Origin of the sequence: Streptomyces sp. NPDC002054 (assembly GCF_040296685.1) — a bacterium.
In the GTDB taxonomy this organism is placed as follows: domain Bacteria; phylum Actinomycetota; class Actinomycetes; order Streptomycetales; family Streptomycetaceae; genus Streptomyces.
On the sequence record NZ_JBEOXT010000038.1, the window covers coordinates 14,086 to 32,797 of the forward strand.

32 protein-coding genes are annotated in these 18,712 nt (G+C 66.5%); all 32 read right to left on the reverse strand.

Going from position 1 to position 18,712, the window contains the following annotated elements; genetic code table 11:
- Window positions 1-4 precede the first annotated feature (4 nt).
- The 32 genes from truA to ABT123_RS29810 all read right to left on the reverse strand — a co-directional run bounded on the left by truA (window position 5) and on the right by ABT123_RS29810 (window position 18,579).
- A complete protein-coding gene (truA, locus tag ABT123_RS29655) occupies window positions 5-871 on the reverse strand; it encodes a tRNA pseudouridine(38-40) synthase TruA (protein ID WP_351320241.1) in 867 nt (288 codons plus the stop codon).
- Window positions 872-968: 97 nt separating this feature from the next.
- Complete coding sequence (gene rplQ, locus ABT123_RS29660) at window positions 969-1,448, reverse strand: 50S ribosomal protein L17 (protein WP_351320243.1); 480 nt, start codon at window positions 1,446-1,448, stop codon at window positions 969-971.
- Between the two features lie 158 nt (window positions 1,449-1,606).
- Window positions 1,607-2,629: a DNA-directed RNA polymerase subunit alpha gene (locus ABT123_RS29665; RefSeq protein ID WP_010473911.1), complete on the reverse strand. Its 1,023-nt coding sequence runs from the start codon at window positions 2,627-2,629 to the stop codon at window positions 1,607-1,609.
- Between the two features lie 150 nt (window positions 2,630-2,779).
- A complete protein-coding gene (gene rpsK / locus ABT123_RS29670) occupies window positions 2,780-3,184 on the reverse strand; it encodes a 30S ribosomal protein S11 (RefSeq protein ID WP_003956432.1) in 405 nt (134 codons plus the stop codon).
- A gap of 68 nt (window positions 3,185-3,252) precedes the next feature.
- A complete protein-coding gene (gene rpsM, locus ABT123_RS29675; RefSeq protein WP_007265919.1) occupies window positions 3,253-3,633 on the reverse strand; it encodes a 30S ribosomal protein S13 in 381 nt (126 codons plus the stop codon).
- A 190-nt stretch (window positions 3,634-3,823) separates the two neighbouring features.
- Entirely contained in the window at window positions 3,824-3,937 is a 114-nt protein-coding gene (rpmJ, locus tag ABT123_RS29680) for a 50S ribosomal protein L36 (RefSeq protein ID WP_003956441.1), read from the reverse strand.
- A 61-nt stretch (window positions 3,938-3,998) separates the two neighbouring features.
- Complete coding sequence (gene infA / locus ABT123_RS29685; RefSeq protein WP_003956442.1) at window positions 3,999-4,220, reverse strand: translation initiation factor IF-1; 222 nt, start codon at window positions 4,218-4,220, stop codon at window positions 3,999-4,001.
- 149 nt (window positions 4,221-4,369) lie between these two features.
- Complete coding sequence (gene map, locus ABT123_RS29690) at window positions 4,370-5,230, reverse strand: type I methionyl aminopeptidase (RefSeq protein WP_351320245.1); 861 nt, start codon at window positions 5,228-5,230, stop codon at window positions 4,370-4,372.
- Window positions 5,231-5,321: 91 nt separating this feature from the next.
- Entirely contained in the window at window positions 5,322-5,969 is a 648-nt protein-coding gene (locus ABT123_RS29695; RefSeq protein WP_351320247.1) for an adenylate kinase, read from the reverse strand.
- Window positions 5,969-7,288, reverse strand: a complete 1,320-nt coding sequence (gene secY / locus ABT123_RS29700) for a preprotein translocase subunit SecY (RefSeq protein ID WP_351320249.1) — start codon at window positions 7,286-7,288, stop codon at window positions 5,969-5,971. The genes ABT123_RS29695 and secY overlap by 1 nt, the downstream gene beginning before the upstream one ends.
- A gap of 187 nt (window positions 7,289-7,475) precedes the next feature.
- The gene (gene rplO, locus ABT123_RS29705) at window positions 7,476-7,931 is read right to left on the reverse strand and encodes a 50S ribosomal protein L15 (RefSeq protein ID WP_150209247.1); all 456 of its coding nucleotides are present in this window, start codon (window positions 7,929-7,931) and stop codon (window positions 7,476-7,478) included.
- A 2-nt stretch (window positions 7,932-7,933) separates the two neighbouring features.
- On the reverse strand, window positions 7,934-8,116 hold the full coding sequence (rpmD, locus tag ABT123_RS29710; protein WP_053682614.1) for a 50S ribosomal protein L30: 183 nt from the start codon (window positions 8,114-8,116) through the stop codon (window positions 7,934-7,936).
- Window positions 8,116-8,721, reverse strand: coding sequence for a 30S ribosomal protein S5 (gene rpsE / locus ABT123_RS29715; protein ID WP_030201551.1), 606 nt, complete (start codon window positions 8,719-8,721; stop codon window positions 8,116-8,118). Before rpsE ends, rpmD begins: the two co-directional genes overlap by 1 nt.
- Window positions 8,722-8,766: 45 nt before the next feature.
- On the reverse strand, window positions 8,767-9,150 hold the full coding sequence (gene rplR / locus ABT123_RS29720; protein WP_150209246.1) for a 50S ribosomal protein L18: 384 nt from the start codon (window positions 9,148-9,150) through the stop codon (window positions 8,767-8,769).
- 3 nt (window positions 9,151-9,153) lie between these two features.
- Window positions 9,154-9,693, reverse strand: a complete 540-nt coding sequence (gene rplF, locus ABT123_RS29725; RefSeq protein ID WP_351320252.1) for a 50S ribosomal protein L6 — start codon at window positions 9,691-9,693, stop codon at window positions 9,154-9,156.
- A 20-nt stretch (window positions 9,694-9,713) separates the two neighbouring features.
- The gene (gene rpsH, locus ABT123_RS29730; RefSeq protein ID WP_030201558.1) at window positions 9,714-10,112 is read right to left on the reverse strand and encodes a 30S ribosomal protein S8; all 399 of its coding nucleotides are present in this window, start codon (window positions 10,110-10,112) and stop codon (window positions 9,714-9,716) included.
- Between the two features lie 220 nt (window positions 10,113-10,332).
- Entirely contained in the window at window positions 10,333-10,518 is a 186-nt protein-coding gene (locus tag ABT123_RS29735) for a type Z 30S ribosomal protein S14 (protein ID WP_003956452.1), read from the reverse strand.
- A 5-nt stretch (window positions 10,519-10,523) separates the two neighbouring features.
- Window positions 10,524-11,075 (reverse strand): 50S ribosomal protein L5, encoded by a 552-nt coding sequence (rplE, locus tag ABT123_RS29740; protein ID WP_351320255.1) that lies wholly within the window; start codon window positions 11,073-11,075, stop codon window positions 10,524-10,526.
- Window positions 11,075-11,398 carry a 50S ribosomal protein L24 gene (gene rplX, locus ABT123_RS29745; RefSeq protein WP_351320257.1) on the reverse strand — a complete coding sequence of 108 codons (324 nt, stop codon included), beginning with the start codon at window positions 11,396-11,398 and terminating at the stop codon, window positions 11,075-11,077. Before rplX ends, rplE begins: the two co-directional genes overlap by 1 nt.
- Window positions 11,399-11,400: 2 nt before the next feature.
- Complete coding sequence (gene rplN, locus ABT123_RS29750) at window positions 11,401-11,769, reverse strand: 50S ribosomal protein L14 (protein ID WP_351320259.1); 369 nt, start codon at window positions 11,767-11,769, stop codon at window positions 11,401-11,403.
- Window positions 11,770-11,867: 98 nt separating this feature from the next.
- Window positions 11,868-12,149, reverse strand: coding sequence for a 30S ribosomal protein S17 (gene rpsQ / locus ABT123_RS29755; RefSeq protein ID WP_066980866.1), 282 nt, complete (start codon window positions 12,147-12,149; stop codon window positions 11,868-11,870).
- Window positions 12,149-12,373: a 50S ribosomal protein L29 gene (rpmC, locus tag ABT123_RS29760; RefSeq protein ID WP_008739703.1), complete on the reverse strand. Its 225-nt coding sequence runs from the start codon at window positions 12,371-12,373 to the stop codon at window positions 12,149-12,151. Before rpmC ends, rpsQ begins: the two co-directional genes overlap by 1 nt.
- Window positions 12,373-12,792, reverse strand: a complete 420-nt coding sequence (gene rplP, locus ABT123_RS29765) for a 50S ribosomal protein L16 (RefSeq protein WP_030026326.1) — start codon at window positions 12,790-12,792, stop codon at window positions 12,373-12,375. The genes rpmC and rplP overlap by 1 nt, the downstream gene beginning before the upstream one ends.
- Window positions 12,793-12,797: 5 nt before the next feature.
- A complete protein-coding gene (rpsC, locus tag ABT123_RS29770; RefSeq protein WP_150209240.1) occupies window positions 12,798-13,634 on the reverse strand; it encodes a 30S ribosomal protein S3 in 837 nt (278 codons plus the stop codon).
- On the reverse strand, window positions 13,634-13,981 hold the full coding sequence (rplV, locus tag ABT123_RS29775; RefSeq protein WP_351320261.1) for a 50S ribosomal protein L22: 348 nt from the start codon (window positions 13,979-13,981) through the stop codon (window positions 13,634-13,636). The genes rpsC and rplV overlap by 1 nt, the downstream gene beginning before the upstream one ends.
- Before the next feature lie 43 nt (window positions 13,982-14,024).
- The gene (gene rpsS / locus ABT123_RS29780) at window positions 14,025-14,306 is read right to left on the reverse strand and encodes a 30S ribosomal protein S19 (RefSeq protein ID WP_007265903.1); all 282 of its coding nucleotides are present in this window, start codon (window positions 14,304-14,306) and stop codon (window positions 14,025-14,027) included.
- 12 nt (window positions 14,307-14,318) lie between these two features.
- Entirely contained in the window at window positions 14,319-15,155 is an 837-nt protein-coding gene (gene rplB / locus ABT123_RS29785; protein WP_150209239.1) for a 50S ribosomal protein L2, read from the reverse strand.
- A gap of 39 nt (window positions 15,156-15,194) precedes the next feature.
- Window positions 15,195-15,515, reverse strand: coding sequence for a 50S ribosomal protein L23 (gene rplW / locus ABT123_RS29790; protein WP_150209238.1), 321 nt, complete (start codon window positions 15,513-15,515; stop codon window positions 15,195-15,197).
- Window positions 15,515-16,165 (reverse strand): 50S ribosomal protein L4, encoded by a 651-nt coding sequence (rplD, locus tag ABT123_RS29795; RefSeq protein ID WP_351320264.1) that lies wholly within the window; start codon window positions 16,163-16,165, stop codon window positions 15,515-15,517. Before rplD ends, rplW begins: the two co-directional genes overlap by 1 nt.
- 5 nt (window positions 16,166-16,170) lie before the next feature.
- Window positions 16,171-16,815 (reverse strand): 50S ribosomal protein L3, encoded by a 645-nt coding sequence (rplC, locus tag ABT123_RS29800; protein WP_150209236.1) that lies wholly within the window; start codon window positions 16,813-16,815, stop codon window positions 16,171-16,173.
- Window positions 16,816-16,829: 14 nt separating this feature from the next.
- On the reverse strand, window positions 16,830-17,138 hold the full coding sequence (gene rpsJ, locus ABT123_RS29805; RefSeq protein WP_003948644.1) for a 30S ribosomal protein S10: 309 nt from the start codon (window positions 17,136-17,138) through the stop codon (window positions 16,830-16,832).
- 463 nt (window positions 17,139-17,601) lie between these two features.
- Window positions 17,602-18,579, reverse strand: a complete 978-nt coding sequence (locus ABT123_RS29810) for a hypothetical protein (protein WP_351320267.1) — start codon at window positions 18,577-18,579, stop codon at window positions 17,602-17,604.
- Window positions 18,580-18,712: the final 133 nt, after the last annotated feature.

An 18,712-nucleotide genomic window follows, 5' to 3' on the forward strand; every position in this document is an offset into this window, starting at 1 on the left:
CAAGTCAGCAACAACCCGGGGCGGCCGGACCGGCCCCCGGCAGCGTCCGCACGTTCCGCGCCAGCCGGCTGCGCTCGGCCAGCAGCTCGTCCGCCGGGTACCCGACCTCCTCCAGGGTCAGCCCGTGCGGCCGTACGACATGCACCCCGGAGTCCCGGACGCCCGCCCGCAGCACCTTGCCCGGCCAGTCCACCGGCCGGTGCCCGTCGCCGACGAACAGCAGCGCACCCACCAGCGAGCGCACCATGTTGTGGCAGAAGGCATCGGCCCGCACGGTCGCCGTGACGATGCCGTCCTCGGCCCGCTCCCAGCTGAGCTGCTGGAGCGTACGGATGGTGGTGGCGCCCTCGCGCTTCTTGCAGTAAGCGGCGAAGTCGTGCTCGCCGAGCAGGTCCCTCGACGCCTCGTTCATGGCGTCCACGTCCAGCGGCCACTGGTGCCACAGCACGTGCCCGCGGCGCAGCGGGTCGACGCCCGCCCGGTGGTCGCCGATCCGGTAGGCGTAGCGGCGCCAGACGGCCGCGAACCGGGCATTGAAGCCCGCCGGGGCCTCGGCGACCTTCCAGACCCGCACGTCGTGCGGGAGCCGTCCGGCGAGCCGGCGCAGCAGCAGCTCGCTGTGCTCGGCCCAGACCTCCTCGGGCAGGTCGAGGTGGGCCACCTGGCCGCGCGCGTGCACACCCGCGTCCGTCCGGCCGGCCACCGTCAGCGCGACCGGTTCCGCCAGCCGCATCACCGTCTGGAGCGCGGACTCCAGCTCGCCCTGCACGGTCCGCCGCGTCGCCTGCTTCGCCCAGCCGGAGAAGTCCTTGCCGTCGTACGACAGATCCAGCCGCACCCGGACGTACCCGGGCTCCACCTCGTCACTCACCCGTGAATCCTCTCAAGACACGCAGAAAAAAGCGGAACGGGCCCGCCCCCGCGAGGGGACGGACCCGTTCCAGGCCTTACGGCAGACCAGGGGGCGCTCAGGCCTCCTTGGTCTCCTCGGCCGGAGCCTCGGTGGCCTCGGCCTCGGTCTTGGCCTCGGCCTCCTTCACCGCACGCTTGGTGGCGGCCTCGGCCTCACCGGTGGCCTGCTGGGCCACGGTCAGGGCCTCGACCAGCTCGATGACCGCCATCGGGGCGTTGTCGCCACGACGGTTGCCGATCTTGGTGATGCGGGTGTAACCACCGGGGCGGTTCTCGTACCGCGGGGCGATCTCGGTGAAGAGCGTGTGGACGATGCTCTTGTCCGTGATCGTCTGCAGGACGAGGCGACGGTTGTGGATGTCGCCCTTCTTCGCCTTGGTGATCAGACGCTCGGCGACCGGACGCAGGCGGCGGGCCTTGGCCTCGGTCGTGGTGATGCGGCCGTGCTCGAAGAGCGACTTCGCGAGGTTCGCGAGCAGCAGCTTCTCGTGCGCGGCGGAGCCGCCGAGGCGGGCGCCCTTCGCGGGACGCGGCATGGTTTTCTCCTAGGTGTCTGCCCCGGCCGTATCAGGTACCGGAGTCAGTATCCGAGCGGGCGGTTGCCCGTCGGAGACCCGCGCCCCGTGAGGGGCGCGGGGAACTGCGCGACCAGCCACAGCCGGTCCGCAGCCGCAGTGCGGCCTCCCGAGGGAGATCAGTACTGCTCGGTCTCCACGAAGCCCGCGTCCGCGTCGTCGTCGGCGCCAAAGGCGTCAGCGGCAGCGGTCGGGTCGAATCCGGGCGGGCTGTCCTTGAGGGCCAGGCCCATGCCGGCCAGCTTCGCCTTGACCTCGTCGATCGACTTCGCACCGAAGTTGCGGATGTCGAGCAGGTCCGCCTCGGAGCGGGCGACGAGCTCACCCACGGAGTGGATGCCCTCGCGCTTGAGGCAGTTGTACGACCGAACGGTGAGCTCGAGCTCCTCGATCGGCAGCGCCAGGTCGGCGGCCAGGGCGGCGTCCGTCGGGGACGGGCCCATGTCGATGCCCTCGGCGTCGATGTTGAGCTCGCGCGCCAGACCGAACAGCTCGACCAGGGTCTTACCGGCGGACGCCATGGCGTCGCGCGGGCGCATGGCCTGCTTGGTCTCGACGTCAACGATCAGCTTGTCGAAGTCGGTGCGCTGCTCGACTCGGGTCGCCTCGACCTTGTAGGTGACCTTGAGGACCGGGCTGTAGATGGAGTCGACCGGGATACGGCCGATCTCCTGGCCCAGCTGCTTGTTCTGGACGGCGGAGACGTAGCCGCGACCGCGCTCGACGGTCAGCTCCATCTCCAGCTTGCCCTTGCCGTTGAGCGTGGCGAGGACCAGGTCCGGGTTGTGCACCTCGACACCGGCCGGGGGCGCGATGTCGGCAGCGGTGACCAGGCCGGGACCCTGCTTGCGCAGGTACATCACGACCGGCTCATCGTGCTCCGAGGAGACGACCAGCTGCTTGATGTTGAGGATGAGGTCGGTGACGTCCTCCTTGACGCCCGGCACGGTGGTGAACTCGTGCAGGACACCGTCGATGCGGATGCTGGTGACAGCGGCACCCGGGATCGAGGAGAGGAGCGTACGGCGCAGAGAGTTGCCGAGGGTGTAGCCGAAGCCCGGCTCCAGCGGCTCGATCACGAACCGCGAGCGGTACTCGTCGACGACCTCTTCGGTCAGCGAAGGACGCTGAGCGATAAGCATGTCTTCATTCCTTCAGTCGTGGACGCCCACTATTTGACGCCCGACGGGTCGCCGTCCGGGGACGGCGGTACTGCAAGGGTACGGGCGGCACGTCCCCCGGAGGGGTCGTACCGCCCGGACACTCAAGGACGCACAAACGCGTCCGCTGCGTCAGACGCGGCGGCGCTTCGGCGGGCGGCAGCCGTTGTGCGGGGTGGGGGTGACGTCCTGGATCGAGCCCACCTCGAGGCCGGTGGCCTGGAGGGAGCGGATCGCGGTCTCGCGGCCGGAGCCCGGACCCTTGACGAAGACGTCAACCTTGCGCATGCCGTGCTCCTGCGCGCGGCGGGCGGCCGACTCGGCGGCCATCTGCGCGGCGAAGGGGGTGGACTTGCGCGAGCCCTTGAAGCCGACGTGGCCGGCGGAGGCCCAGGAGATCACGTTGCCGGACGGGTCCGTGATCGAAACGATGGTGTTGTTGAACGTGCTCTTGATGTGGGCGTGCCCGTGAGCGACGTTCTTCTTTTCCTTGCGGCGCACCTTCTTGGCAGCGCCCTGACGACCCTTGGGGGGCATCTCTTACTCCTACAGGGAGGTGGTCGGTCCTACAGCGCAAGACCGCTGGAAAGCGTGTCCGCTGAGGACTACTTCTTGCCCGGCTTCTTCTTGCCGGCGATGGCGCGACGCGGGCCCTTGCGGGTACGGGCGTTCGTGCTGGTGCGCTGACCGTGCACCGGCAGGCCACGACGGTGGCGGATGCCCTGGTAGCACTGGATCTCGATCTTGCGGCGGATGTCGCCCTGGATCTCGCGGCGGAGGTCACCCTCGGTACGGAGGTTGGCGTCCACGTACTCGCGGATCTTGACGAGGTCCTCTTCGGCCAGGTCACGAACGCGGGTGTTCGGGTTCACGCCGGTGGAGGCGAGGATCTCCTTGGACCGGGTGCGCCCGATACCGAAGACGTAGGTGAGTGCGATCTCCACGCGCTTTTCGCGCGGGATGTCAACACCGGAAACGCGTGCCATTCAATGGCTCCTGTGTGTTCGGGGGTCTTCCGCAAAGCCGCTCCCGGGCAGCCGTATGAGGTACCAACCGGGTCCCCGGCCCCCGCCGGAGGTGCCGCCGACCCCGTGAGGGGCTGGGCGGGCTCTGCGTATGTACGTATTTACGTGCGTCGCGCGAAGAACTGCGAAATTGCAGGTCGGTCGGCGTGCGTCAGCCCTGGCGCTGCTTGTGGCGCAGGTTGTCGCAGATGACCATGACCCGACCGTGACGGCGGATCACCTTGCACTTGTCGCAGATCTTCTTGACGCTCGGCTTGACCTTCATGTGTCTGAGGTTCTCCGGGTCAGTGCCACCACCCCGCGGAAGCGGGATGCGGGGGCAAGATCTACTTGTATCGGTAGACGATCCGGCCACGCGTCAGGTCGTAGGGAGAGAGCTCCACCACAACCCGGTCATCCGGCAGGATACGGATGTAGTGCATCCGCATCTTCCCGCTGATGTGCGCGAGGACCTTGTGACCGTTCTGGAGTTCCACCTTGAACATCGCGTTCGGGAGGGACTCGATCACGGTGCCCTCGATCTCGATGGCACCTTGCTTCTTGGCCACGCTTCGCCTTTCGAATCGGCTACCTTGATCAGCTCATGTGCGCCGCGTGCCCGAAGGCAGGCATAAAGGTGCACGTGAGCCGACGAGTCAGTCTACGTCAGGGCACCCAGAAAGACGAATCCGGAAAGTTTGCCCATCAGTCTAGATCATTACGCCATCTGGTCGAGCGGGTCGGGGGCAACCGTCACGCCGTACTCGGCGAGCTTGGCCTTGCCGCAGTCCGGGCTGGTCAGCACGATCGGGCCGGCCTCCGTCAGGGCGATGGAGTGCTCCCAGTGCGAGGACCAGGTCCCGTCGGTGGTGATGACCGTCCAGTCGTCGGCCAGCACCTCCGTCTGGGCGGTGCCCAGGGAGACCATCGGCTCGATCGCCAGGCAGACACCCGGGACCAGCTTGATCCCCTTGCCGCGCTTGCGCGAGACGTAGTTCAGCAGGTGCGGGTCCATGTGCATCTCGGAGCCGATGCCGTGGCCGCCGTAGTCCTCGATGATCCCGAACTTGCCGAGGCTGTGGTCACCGGCGGCCGGCCGCGGCTGGCGCTTGATGTACGTCTCGATCGCCTTCGAGATGTCCACGAGGCGGTTGCCGAGCTTCATGGCGGCGATGCCCGCCCACATCGACTCCTCGGTCACCCGGGAGAGCTCGACCAGCTCCGGAGCGTGTCCGGTCCCGACGAAGGCGGTGTACGCCGCGTCACCGTGCCAGCCGTCGATGATCGCGCCGGCGTCGATGGAGATGATGTCGCCGTCCTTGAGGACGGTCTTGTCGTCGGGGATGCCGTGGACCACGACCTCGTTCACCGAGGTGCAGATGGTGGCGGGGAACCCGCCATACCCCAGGAAGTTCGACTTCGCACCGTGGTCGGCGATCACCTTGCGGGCGACCATGTCCAGATCCCGCGTGGTGGCGCCCGGTACGGCCGCCTCACGCGTCGCCGCGTGAATGGCGGCGACGACCAGCCCCGCCTCGCGCATCTTCGCGATCTGCTCCGGGGTCTTGATCTGGACCATGCCTGCCTTGCCTCTCGTACGAAACGTGTGGGCTCAACACTACGGCCGCGGTGTCCTCCGGACACCGCGGCCGTGCGTACCGCCTGGTGGGTTACTTCTTCAGTGCGTCCATCGCGCGCTGGGTGACTTCCTCCACCTTGCCGAGCGCCGAGATCGTCACCAGCAGGCCCTGGGCCTTGTAGTAATCGATGATCGGCTCGGTCTGGGTGTGGTAGACCTCCAGCCGGTTGCGGACCGTGGCCTCGGAGTCGTCACCGCGCTGGTACAGCTCGCCACCGCAGGTGTCGCAGACACCCTCGGCCTTCGGCGGGGCGTACAGCACGTGGAAGACGTGCGCCGAGTCGTTGCGGCAGGTCCGGCGACCGGCGATGCGCTTCACGACCTCGTCCTCCTCGACCTCCAGGTCGAGGACCGCGTCCAGCTTCATGCCGGCGGTCTTCAGCATCACGTCGAGGGCCTCGGCCTGGGAGACGTTGCGCGGGAAGCCGTCGAGCAGGAAGCCGTTCTCGGCGTCGGACTGCTCCATGCGGTCCTTGGCCATGCCGATGGTGATCTCGTCGGGGACGAGGTCGCCGGCGTCCATGAAGGCCTTCGCCCGCTTGCCCAGCTCGGTGCCCTGGCTGATGTTGGCGCGGAAGAGGTCGCCCGTGGAGATGTGCGGGATCGACAGGTTCTTGGCAAGGAACGCGGCCTGCGTACCCTTGCCCGCACCCGGAGGTCCGACGAGGACGATTCGCATCAGCGGAGGAACCCTTCGTAATTGCGCTGCTGGAGCTGGCTCTCGATCTGCTTCACGGTTTCCAGACCCACACCCACGATGATCAGGATGCTCGTCCCGCCGAACGGGAAGTTCTGGTTCGCCCCGAAGCCGGCCAACGCCATTGTCGGCACAAGAGCGATGAGACCCAGGTACAGCGACCCCGGCCAGGTGATCCGGTTGAGCACGTAGCTCAGGTACTCGGCAGTAGGTCGACCGGCCCGGATGCCCGGGATGAAGCCACCATACTTCTTCATGTTGTCGGCGACTTCCTCCGGGTTGAACGAAATCGCCACATAGAAGAAGGCGAAGAACACGATCAGGAGGAAGTACATGGAGATGTGGAACGGAGCGTTCGTGTCCGCGAGATGACGGTTCACCCACGCGGCCCAGGGTGCCTGGGAGCCACTGAACTGGACGACCAGAGCCGGGATGTACAGCAGTGACGAGGCGAAGATGACGGGAATGACACCCGCCTGGTTCACCTTGAGCGGGATGTAGGTCGACGTACCGCCGTACGCGCGGCGCCCGATCATGCGCTTCGCGTACTGAACCGGAATGCGGCGCTGCGCCTGCTCGACGAAGACCACCAGGGCCACCATCGCCAGGCCGACCAGGATGACCACGCCGAACTCGACCCAGCCATCGGCGATCTTGCCCTGAAGCTTGATCTGCCACAGAGCGCCGATGAAGCCGGCCGCGATCGAGATGAACATCAGGATCGACATTCCGTTGCCGATGCCGCGGTCGGTGATCAGCTCACCGAGCCACATGACGAGGGCGGTACCGGCGGTCATGGTCAGCACCATGACGATGGTCGTGAAGATGGAGCGGTTCGGCACGATCTGGCTGGCCACCTGGCAGCCCTGGAACAGGGTGCCGCTGCGGGCGGTGGCGACGAGGCCGGTCCCCTGGAGGATCGCAAGAGCGATGGTCAGGTAGCGCGTGTACTGCGTGATCTTCGCCGTGCCGGACTGACCCTCCTTCTTGAGGTTCTCCAGCTTCGGGATGACCACGGTCAGCAGCTGCAGGATGATGCTCGCCGTGATGTACGGCATGATGCCGAGCGCGAAGATCGTGATCTGCAGCAGTGCACCACCGCTGAACATGTTGACCAGGCCGAAGAGGCCGCCGTTCGAGCCGGCCTGCGCCTGGTCGACACAGAACTGAACGTTCTTGTAGCTCACGCCGGGTACCGGGATGTGGGACCCGAGCCTGAACAGCACGATGATGCCGAGCGTGAAGAGCAGCTTCTTGCGCAGGTCGGGCGTCTTGAACGCCCGGGCGAACGCGGTGAGCACGGTGCCTCCTGCGACCCCCGCGCTACTGCGTCAGAGGTGACGGTCTAAGGATTCGAGGTGTACGACAAAGTAAAGGTGCAGGCCACCTTACCGGCGACTGCGCCCCCCGTGGAACGACCAACCGGGGATGCCCCATATGTGAGGCATCCCCGGTCGGTTTTACTCGCTATGAGCCACTGAACTCGTCTCAGACGAGCTCGGTGACGGTGCCGCCGGCGGCGGCAATCTTCTCCTTGGCGGAGCCGGAAACGGCGTCAACCGAAACCTGCAGCGCCACGGAGATCTCGCCCTGGCCCAGGACCTTGACGAGGCTGTTCTTGCGAACAGCGCCCTTCTCGACGAGACCGGCCACGGTGACCTCTCCACCCTCGGGGTAGAGCTCGGCCAGCTTGGCCAGGTTCACGACCTGGTACTCGGTGCGGAACGGGTTCTTGAAGCCCTTGAGCTTCGGGAGCCGCATGTGGAGGGGCATCTGCCCACCCTCGAAGCGGGTCGGAACCTGGTAACGCGCCTTGGTGCCCTTGGTACCACGACCGGCCGTCTTACCCTTCGACGCCTCACCGCGACCCACACGGGTCTTCGCGGTCTTGGCGCCCGGGGCGGGACGGAGGTTGTGGATCTTGAGCGGGTTGTTCTCCGCCATGATCAGTCGACCTCCTCAACCGTCACGAGGTGGCGGACGGTCTGCACCATTCCGCGGAACTCGGGGCGGTCCTCCTTGACGACCACGTCGTTCAGGCGCTTGAGCCCGAGCGAACGCAGCGTGTCGCGGTGGTTCTGCTTGCTGCCGATGTACGACTTCGTCTGCGTGATCTTGAGGCGAGCCATTACGCACCCGCTCCCGCACGCGCACGAAGCAGAGCCGCGGGGGCGACGTCCTCGAGGGGCAGACCACGGCGAGCCGCGATCTCCTCGGGACGCTGCAGGCCCTTCAGGGCCTCCACGGTCGCGTGCACGATGTTGATCGCGTTGTCGGAGCCGAGCGACTTCGACAGGATGTCGTGAACGCCGGCGCACTCCAGAACGGCGCGCACCGGGCCACCGGCGATAACACCGGTACCGGGGGAAGCAGGCTTCAGCAGGACGACGCCCGCAGCCTTCTCACCCTGGATCGGGTGGGGGATGGTGCCCTGGATACGGGGGACCTTGAAGAAGTGCTTCTTGGCCTCCTCAACACCCTTGGCGATGGCGGCCGGCACCTCCTTGGCCTTGCCGTAGCCGACACCTACGGTGCCGTCACCGTCACCCACCACGACGAGCGCGGTGAAGGAGAAACGACGACCACCCTTGACAACCTTGGCGACGCGGTTGATCGCGACAACGCGCTCAACGTACGCGGTCTTCTCGGCGGCAGCAGCGCCACCGTCGCGACCCTTCCGGTCCCGCCGCTCGCCGCCACCGGCACCGCTTCCGCGGCGCTGGGGTCCAGCCATTGGATTACCTCTCTCTGTTACGTCCGTTAGTCCCGGAACCGGGGCTTAGAACTTCAGCCCGGCTTCGCGGGCGGCGTCAGCCAGAGCGGCAATGCGCCCGGCGTACCTGTTGCCACCACGGTCGAACACGACGGCCTCGATGCCCGCAGCCTTGGCGCGCTCGGCGACCAGGGCGCCGACCTGCTTGGCCTGCGCGGACTTGTCACCCTCGCCACCGCGGATCGAAACGTCCAGGGTCGACGCGGACGCCAGGGTGTGACCCTGGAGGTCGTCGATGACCTGAGCAACGATGTTGCGGTTGGAACGCGTCACGACGAGGCGCGGACGCTCCGCCGTACCCGACACGTTCTTGCGGATGCGGATGTGGCGGCGGGCCTTCGCGGCACGCTTGTAAGCGTCGCCCTTGGCGATCTTCACACCGTATGCCATGGCTTACTTACCAGCCTTTCCGACCTTGCGGCGGATGACCTCGCCGGCGTACTTGACGCCCTTGGCCTTGTACGGGTCGGGCTTCCGCAGCTTGCGGATGTTCGCCGCGACCTCGCCGACCTTCTGCTTGTCGATGCCCTCGACCGAGAACTTGGTCGGCGACTCGACCTTGAAGGAGATGCCCTCGGGCGCCTCCACCAGGATCGGGTGGCTGTAGCCGAGCTGGAACTCCAGGTTGGAGCCCTTCGCGGCCACGCGGTAACCGACACCGCTGATCTCGAGCGCCTTGACGTATCCCGTGGTCACACCGGTGATCATGTTGGCCACCAGCGTGCGGGACAGGCCGTGGAGGGCCTTGTTCTGACGCTCGTCGTTCGGACGGGTGACGTTCAGAACGCCGTCCTCGCCCTTAACGATCTCGATGGGGGCGGCAACGGTGTGCGTCAGGGAGCCCTTGGAGCCCTTGACGGTGACCGTGCGGCCATCGATGGTGACGTCCACGCCGGCGGGAACCGGGATGGGGAGCTTGCCGATACGAGACATAGCTTTTCCTCCGTTCCCGACTACCAGACGTAGGCGAGGACTTCCCCACCCACGCCCTTCTTCTGCGCCTGCTGGCCGGTCAGGAGGCCGTGGGACGTGGAGATGATCGCCACGCCCAGGCCGCCGAGCACCTTCGGCAGGTTGGTGGACTTCGCGTACACGCGCAGACCCGGCTTCGAGATGCGCTTGATGCCGGCGATCGAGCGCTCGCGGTTCGGACCGAACTTCAGCTCGAGGACGAGGTTCTTGCCAACCTCGGCGTCCTCGACCTTCCAGCCGGTGATGAAACCCTCCTGCTTGAGGATTTCCGCGATGTGCGACTTGATCTTGCTGTGCGGCATCACGACGGTGTCGTGGTACGCCGAGTTAGCGTTACGCAGACGCGTGAGCATGTCTGCGATGGGGTCAGTCATGGTCATGAAGTGGCCTTCGGCCTCTCTCGCCGGGGTTTCCTGTATGCGCCATCCCTCTCCCCACTCAGTGGCGGGACGGGTGCGGTGCGGGGACCTACGGCGTAGTAAGTCGACGGGCGGCGGACGCCCAACCCCACTAGCCTACGGCATGGGGGATCGGGCCTCCGCCGACCCAGATGCTTACCGAGAGTTCCGGGAATGCCTTACGTCCAAAGGACGGAAGGGATTACCAGGAGCTCTTGGTCACGCCCGGCAGCTCGCCACGGTGAGCCATCTCACGGAGGCACACGCGGCACAGGCCGAACTTGCGGTACACGGAGTGGGGACGACCGCAGCGCTGGCAGCGGGTGTACGCACGCACACCGAACTTGGGCTTGCGGGCAGCCTTCGCGATGAGAGCCTTCTTCGCCATCTCGCTTACGCCTCCTTGAAGGGGAAGCCGAGGTGACGAAGGAGCGCGCGGCCCTCAGCGTCGTTGGTCGCCGTGGTGACCACGGTGATGTCCATACCCCGGGTACGGTCGATCTTGTCCTGGTCGATCTCGTGGAACATGACCTGCTCCGTGAGACCGAAGGTGTAGTTGCCACGGCCGTCGAACTGCTTCGGCGACAGACCACGGAAGTCACGGATACGCGGCAGCGCGAGCGACAGCGTACGGTCCAGGAACTCCCACATGCGGTCACCACGGAGGGTGACGTGGCAGCCGATCGGCTGACCCTCACGCAGCTTGAACTGCGCGATGGACTTGCGGGCCTTGGTGACGGCCGGCTTCTGACCGGTGATCGTGGTGAGGTCGCGGATGGCGCCATCGATCAGCTTGGAGTCGCGGGCGGCGTCGCCCACACCCATGTTGACCACGATCTTCACGAGGCCGGGAACCTGCATGACGTTCTCGTAGGAGAACTCCTCACGCAGCTTGCCCGCGATGTCCTCGCGGTACTTCGTCTTCAGACGCGGAGTGGTAGCCATCAGATGTCCTCACCCGTGCGCTTGGCAACGCGGATCTTGTTGCCCTCGTCGTCGAAGCGGAAACCGACGCGGGTGACGACCTTCTTGCCGTCCTTCTCCACAACCAGCTGAACGTTGCTGACGTGGATCGGGGCCTCGGTGATCACGATGCCGCCGGCCTGCGAACCACCAGCGGTCTGACCGGCCTTGGTGTGCTTCTTGACCCGGTTGACACCCTCGACCAGGACGCGGTTCTCAGCGGGGATGGCCTGAATGACCTTGCCCTGCTTGCCCTTGTCCTTACCGGTGATGACCTGAACCAGGTCGCCCTTCTTGATCTTCATGCTTACAGCACCTCCGGCGCGAGCGAGATGATCTTCATGAACTTCTTCTCGCGCAGCTCACGGCCGACCGGGCCGAAGATACGGGTGCCACGAGGGTCGCCGTCATTCTTGAGAATGACAGCGGCGTTCTCGTCGAAGCGGATGTACGAGCCGTCCTGGCGGCGGCGCTCCTTGACGGTGCGAACGATGACGCACTTGACGACGTCACCCTTCTTCACGTTGCCGCCGGGGATCGCGTCCTTGACGGTGGCGACGATGACGTCACCGATGCCCGCGTAGCGGCGACCGGAGCCACCGAGAACACGGATGCAAAGGATCTCCTTGGCACCAGTGTTGTCGGCGACACGCAGTCGCGACTCCTGCTGGATCACGTCTATCTCCTGATGTGTCTGCCGGTTCCCGGCCGGGGCTGATTGCTCAGCCCCGGCCGAGCCTGGCGGAACTGACCTGAGGGAAACCCCTCAGGTGATTACTTGGCCTTCTCGAGGATCTCGACGACGCGCCACCGCTTGGTGGCGGACAGCGGCCGGGTCTCCATCAGGAGGACGCGGTCGCCGACGCCGGCAGCGTTCTGCTCGTCGTGCGCCTTGAGCTTGTTCGTACGGCGGATGACCTTGCCGTACAGCGCGTGCTTGACGCGGTCCTCGACGGCGACGACGACGGTCTTGTCCATCTTGTCGCTGACGACGAGACCCTCACGGGTCTTGCGGAAGCCGCGCTCGGTCGTCTCAGTCACGTTCTTCTCGCTCATCAGGCGCTCTCCACCGTCTCGATACCGAGCTCACGCTCGTGCATCAGGGTGTAGATGCGAGCGATGTCCTTACGGACGGACTTGAGCCGGCCGTTGTTCTCCAGCTGACCCGTGGCCGCCTGGAAGCGGAGCTTGAACAGCTCCTCCTTGGCCTCGCGCAGCTTGCCAACGAGCTCCTCGTTGCCGAGCTCACGCAGCTCGGACGCCTTGGTTCCCGTCGCCATCACGACTCACCTGCCTCGCGCCGAACAATCCGGCACTTCATCGGAAGCTTGTGAGCAGCGCGGGTGAGCGCCTCACGAGCAATCTTCTCGTTCGGGTAGGACAGCTCGAACATGACCCGGCCCGGGTGCACGTTGGCGATCCACCACTCGGGAGAACCCTTACCGGAACCCATGCGGGTCTCGGCAGGCTTCTTCGTCAGCGGACGGTCCGGGTAGATGTTGATCCAGACCTTGCCGCCACGCTTGATGTGGCGGGTCATCGCGATACGAGCCGCCTCGATCTGGCGGTTCGTCACGTACGCCGGGGTCAGCGCCTGGATGCCGTACTCGCCGAACGAGACCTCAGTACCGCCCTTGGCCATACCGCGGCGCTTGGGGTGGTGCTGCTTGCGGTGCTTGACCCTACGAGGGATCAGCATGTCGGTCAGGCCTCCGTTCCGGTGCTCTCAGCCGGAGCGGCGGCGGGAGCCTCGGCCTTGGGGGCCTCGGCGCCGGCAGCCTGCTGCGGCTTGCGGCCGCCACGGCCGCCACGCTCGCCACCGCGACCACCACGGCCACCGGCCGGACGGTCGGCGCCACCACGGGCCGGGCGGTTACCCGCACGGGCGGCAGCGTTCTCAGCGCGAACCTCGGCGATGTTCTTGACATCGCCCTTGTAGATCCAGACCTTCACGCCGATGCGGCCGAAGGTGGTCTTGGCCTCGAAGAAGCCGTACTCGACGTTCGCGCGCAGCGTGTGCAGCGGCACACGACCCTCGCGGTAGAACTCCGAGCGGGACATCTCGGCGCCGCCGAGACGGCCACCACACTGGATCTTGATGCCCTTGGCGCCGGCCTTCATGGCGGACTGCATGCTCTTACGCATGGCCCGACGGAAGGAGACGCGGGAGGACAGCTGCTCGGCGACGGCCTGGGCCACCAGCTGAGCGTCGACCTCGGGGTTCTTGACCTCGAGGATGTTCAGCTGGACCTGCTTGCCGGTCAGCTTCTCCAGGTCGCCGCGGATGCGGTCGGCCTCGGCGCCACGGCGGCCGATGACGATGCCGGGGCGAGCGGTGTGGATGTCTACGCGGACACGGTCACGGGTGCGCTCGATCTCAACCTTCGAGATGCCGGCGCGCTCCATGCCGGACGTCATCATCCGACGGATGGCGACGTCTTCCTTGACGTAGTCCTTGTACAGCTTGTCGGCGTACCAGCGGGACTTGAAGTCCGTGGTGATGCCGAGCCGGAACCCGTGCGGGTTTACCTTCTGGCCCATTACCGGGTTCCTTCCTTGCTGCTGACGACCACGGTGATGTGGCTGGTCCGCTTGCGGATCCGGTAGGCACGGCCCTGAGCACGCGGACGGAACCGCTTCAGGGTCGGGCCCTCGTCCACGAACGCCTCGCTGATGAACAGCGAAGAGGAGTCCGTGTGGTTGTAGTTGTGCGCAGCGTTGGCGATGGCGCTGTCCAGCACCTTGCCAACGGGCACGCTCGCGGCCTGCGGGGCGAAACGCAGGACCGCCTGAGCCTCCGTGGCGTCCATGCCACGGATGAGGTCCACCACGCGGCGGGCCTTCATGGGCGTGACGCGGATGTACCGCGCCTGGGCCCTGGCTTCCATGGTTGTCCCTTCGATGTAAGTCATTAGTCGTTCCACCCCGCGATTAGCGGCGCTTCGACTTCCGGTCGTCCTTGACGTGGCCGCGGAAGGTGCGAGTCGGCGAGAACTCGCCGAGCTTGTGGCCGACCATGGACTCGGTGACGAACACCGGGACATGGGTCTTGCCGTTGTGCACCGCGATGGTGTGACCCAGCATGCTGGGGATGATCATCGAGCGACGGGACCAGGTCTTGATGACGTTCTTGGTGCCGGCTTCGTTCTGGGCGTCCACCTTCTTTACGAGGTGGTCGTCGACGAAGGGCCCCTTCTTGAGACTGCGCGGCATCTAAACCCGCTCCTAGCGCTTCTTGTTCGTCTTGCGGCGGCGGACGATGTACTTGCTCGAAGCCTTCTTCGGCGAGCGAGTACGACCCTCCTTCTGACCCCACGGGGAGACCGGGTGGCGACCACCGGAGGTCTTGCCCTCACCACCACCGTGCGGGTGGTCAACCGGGTTCATCGCGACACCGCGGACGGTCGGGCGGACGCCCTTCCAGCGCATACGGCCGGCCTTGCCCCAGTTGATGTTCGACTGCTCGGCGTTGCCGACCTCGCCGACGGTGGCGCGGCAGCGCACGTCGACCAGACGGATTTCACCGGACGGCATACGGAGGTGCGCCATGGCACCTTCCTTCGCCAGCAGCTGCACGGAGGCACCCGCGGAACGGGCGAACTTGGCACCGCCACCGGGACGGAGCTCGATCGCGTGGATCGTGGTACCGACCGGGATGTTGCGGAGCGCCAGGTTGTTACCGGGCTTGATGTCGGCCGTCGGGCCGTTCTCGATCCGGTCGCCCTGGTTCAGGCCGCGCGGAGCGATGATGTAGCGCTTCTCGCCGTCTGCGTAGTGCAGGAGGGCGATGCGAGCGGTGCGGTTGGGGTCGTACTCGATGTGCGCGACCTTGGCCGGCACGCCGTCCTTGTCGTGACGACGGAAGTCGATCACTCGGTAGGCGCGCTTGTGTCCGCCACCCTGGTGGCGAACGGTCACACGACCGGCGTTGTTACGGCCGCCCTTGCTGTGCAGGGGGCGGACCAGCGACTTCTCCGGCGTGGACCGCGTGATCTCGACAAAGTCGGCGACGCTGGAGCCACGACGGCCCGGAGTCGTCGGCTTGTACTTGCGGATACCCATTTCTCAGTCCTCGTCCGATATTCGGACCAGGGCGCTCCGTTAGGAGGCCTGGCCGAAGATGTCGATACGGTCGCCCTCAGCGAGGGTCACGATGGCGCGCTTGGTGTTGGCGCGCTTGCCGAAACCGGTCTTGGTGCGCTTGCGCTTACCCTGACGGTTGATCGTGTTGACCCCGGTGACCTTGACCGAGAAGACCGCCTCGACGGCCTGCTTGATCTGGGTCTTGTTGGCGCCAGGAGCGACGATGAACGTGTACTTGTTCTCGTCCAGCAGCGCGTAGCTCTTCTCGGAGACGACCGGCTTGATCAGCAGGTCGCGCGGGTCCGTGAAGGTCTTGCTGGTGATCGTTGCCTCAGACATCAGGCCTCGTTCCCTTCGGTCTCAGCGGCCTTGGGGCCAGACACGAAGGACTCGAAGGCGGCCTGGGTGAAGACCACGTCGTCCGAGACGAGCACGTCGTACGTGTTCAGCTGGCCCGGCTCCAGGATGTGCACCTGGGGCAGGTTGCGGGCGGACAGCCACGCGGCCTCGTCGGCACGGTCGACGACCAGGAGCAGGTTCTTGCGCTCCGAGATCTTGCCGAACAGAACCTTGGCGGCCTTGGTGGAAGCGGCACCCTCGACCACGCCGGAAACGACGTGGATGCGGGAGTGACGGGCCCGGTCGGTGAGGGCGCCACGCAGAGCGGCGGCCTTCATCTTCTTCGGGGTCCGCTGCGAGTAGTCACGCGGCACGGGGCCGTGCACGACGCCACCGCCGGCGAACTGCGGCGCACGGGTCGAACCCTGACGGGCGCGGCCGGTGCCCTTCTGGCGGTACGGCTTCTTGCCACCACCGCGGACCTCGCCACGCGTCTTGACCTTGTGCGTGCCCTGACGGGCAGCGGCCAGCTGCGCGACGACGACCTGGTGGATCAGCGGAACGCTGACCTTGGCGTCGAAGATCTCGGCCGGGAGCTCGACGGTCCCGGTCTTGTCGCCCGCGGGCGACAGAATGTCAATGGTGCTCATAGTCCTCAGGCCCCCTTGGCCGCAGTGCGGACCAGGACCAGGCCGCCGTTGGGACCAGGAACCGCGCCCTTGATGAGGAGCAGGCCCTTCTCCGCGTCAACGGCGTGAACGGTCAGGTTCTGGGTGGTGACCCGCTCGTTGCCCATACGGCCAGCCATGCGGAGGCCCTTGAACACACGGCCCGGGGTGGCGCAGCCACCGATGGAACCGGGAGAGCGGTGCTTGCGCTGCGTACCGTGACCGGCACCCAGACCGCGGAAGTTGTGGCGCTTCATGACACCGGCGAAGCCCTTGCCCTTGCTCTTGCCCGTGACGTCAACCTTGACGCCGGACTCGAACACCTCGGCAGTGATCTCCTGGCCGAGCGTGTACTCGCTGGCGTCGGAGGTACGGAGCTCCACCAGGTGGCGGCGCGGGGTCACGTCGGCCTTGGCGAAGTGGCCCTTGAGGGGCTTGTTCACCTTGCGCGGGTCGATCTCGCCGAAGGCGATCTGGACCGACTCGTAGCCGTCGATGTCGTTCGTGCGGACCTGGGTAACGACACAGGGCCCGGCCTTGACGACGGTCACCGGGACGACACGGTTGTTCTCGTCCCAGACCTGGGTCATGCCGAGCTTCTCGCCCAGGACGCCCTTGATCTGCTTAGCCATCTTCGCGTCGCCTCTCAGAGCTTGATCTCGATGTCAACGCCGGCCGGAAGGTCCAGGCGCATCAGCGAGTCAACGGTCTTGGGCGTCGGGTCGAGGATGTCGATCAGGCGCTTGTGCGTGCGCATCTCGAAGTGCTCGCGCGAGTCCTTGTACTTGTGCGGCGACTTGATGACGCAGTACACGTTCTTCTCAGTGGGCAGCGGCACCGGGCCTGCGACCGACGCACCAGTGCGGGTCACCGTCTCGACGATCTTCTTCGCCGAGGAGTCGATGACCTCGTGGTCGTAGGCCTTGAGCCGGATGCGGATCTTCTGTCCCGCCATGGCTACTCAGTAGTCCTTTGTCTAGTAACAACGCTCTGGTACTCGGCCGGCTTGCGCTTTCACGCGGCTTCTCTCCGACCCCCGCGGTCGGGCGTGTCGCACTCCCGCTACAGAAAATTCCCATACGGAAATTCCCTGCTCAGAGGGTTTGCGATCCGTCCCGGACCACGATTCGGGGGAGAAACACCCACCGAGTGCCTGGTCGGCACCCCGCCCACGCTTCCCGGAAGATTCCCGTACGTCCGCCCCATTGCTGCCCGAGGGGCAGATAAAGGCGACGAGTACTGTGGGACTCGCTTCCGGTCCTCCCGGCGGGAGGCGCGCAGCATCGGCACTCAACCGAGCAACCCCGACAGTCTGCCATACAAGGCACGTGCTCCGCCAATCGGGAGCCGTAGACAATACCCCGCAGCGCGTACGCGTCAAACTGCGCCACGCCCTGCGGGGCAGCTCCCCCGGCGGATCAGGTCCTGGAGACCTGCCCGCAGCCCTCGCCCGTGGAGATCTCGGCACTGCGGTCGTACGGGTCCTCCGCCGGGCCGCTGGGCTCCGTACCGGCCACCCGGCCGTCGCTGTCGAACGTGGGGTGCAGGAACCCGTCGTGGACGCCGCAGGCCGAGTTCGCCGTCTCGCTCGGGTACTCGATCACCGCGAGGGTGCCTTCGGTGACCGTGTACCGCTTGGGGTCGTTCACGGCGACGGTGAGCTGGCGGCGCACAACGGTCCGCGCGACCTCGTCCGCGCCCTCCTTGGCCCGGACCAGCGGGTAGACGAACGAGTAGTCGGCCTTCACCAGCACCTCGCCGGGCCGCTCGCCGGCCTCGAACCACATCCGCCCGCGGGTCTTGACCACGTCCCCCACGAGCCGCACCTCGGCCGGGTCGAAGCGGGTGAACATCAGGACCGGGTCCTGCTCCTTGCCCGGGGCCGCCAGGCCCTTGACGAGCATCCCGTGCACCGCCGGCTGCCGGGGCTCCAGCAGCTTCAGGGCGGCCTCCGGCCGCTCCCCGCGCAGGGTGCGGGGGTCGAGGTTGGCTGCGACGAGCAGCGCCCTGGTACGGCTGATCGCGTCCGCCACCTGCTCCTTGGTCAAGCCGCCCGCGGCCTTGGCCACCGGCGCCTCGATCCCGGCCGCCCCGTCGGCCCACTGCACGGCCGGCGACCCGCGGAAAGGTTCCTTCAGCGTGGGCCGGTCCGGGTACATCTGCTCCGGCGGCGCGGTCGGATGTACGGACTCCGCGGCCAGCGGCTGCCGGCTCTTCCCGTCCTGCTCAGCCTTGCCGGTGATCCGGTCGATGAGCAGCTCGGGCCGCAGCACCACCAGGGCCAACCCCGCGATCAGCACGATCGCCAGCCCGGCCTTGACCCTGCCGCCCTTCTTCCGGCCCTGCATCTCCTGCCAGGCGGGGCCGGTCCGCCAACCGGGCGGCTCGTTCCGCACCGGCTCCGCGCGCCGTCCGAATCGTTTCTTCCCGGCCTTGGCCGCCCGCTCCTCGTCCCCTCCACAGCCTGTGGAAAGGGCGAAGGGGAATTACCCATTCGCATTCCACCGGGTCAGCACAGGCACGACCCGG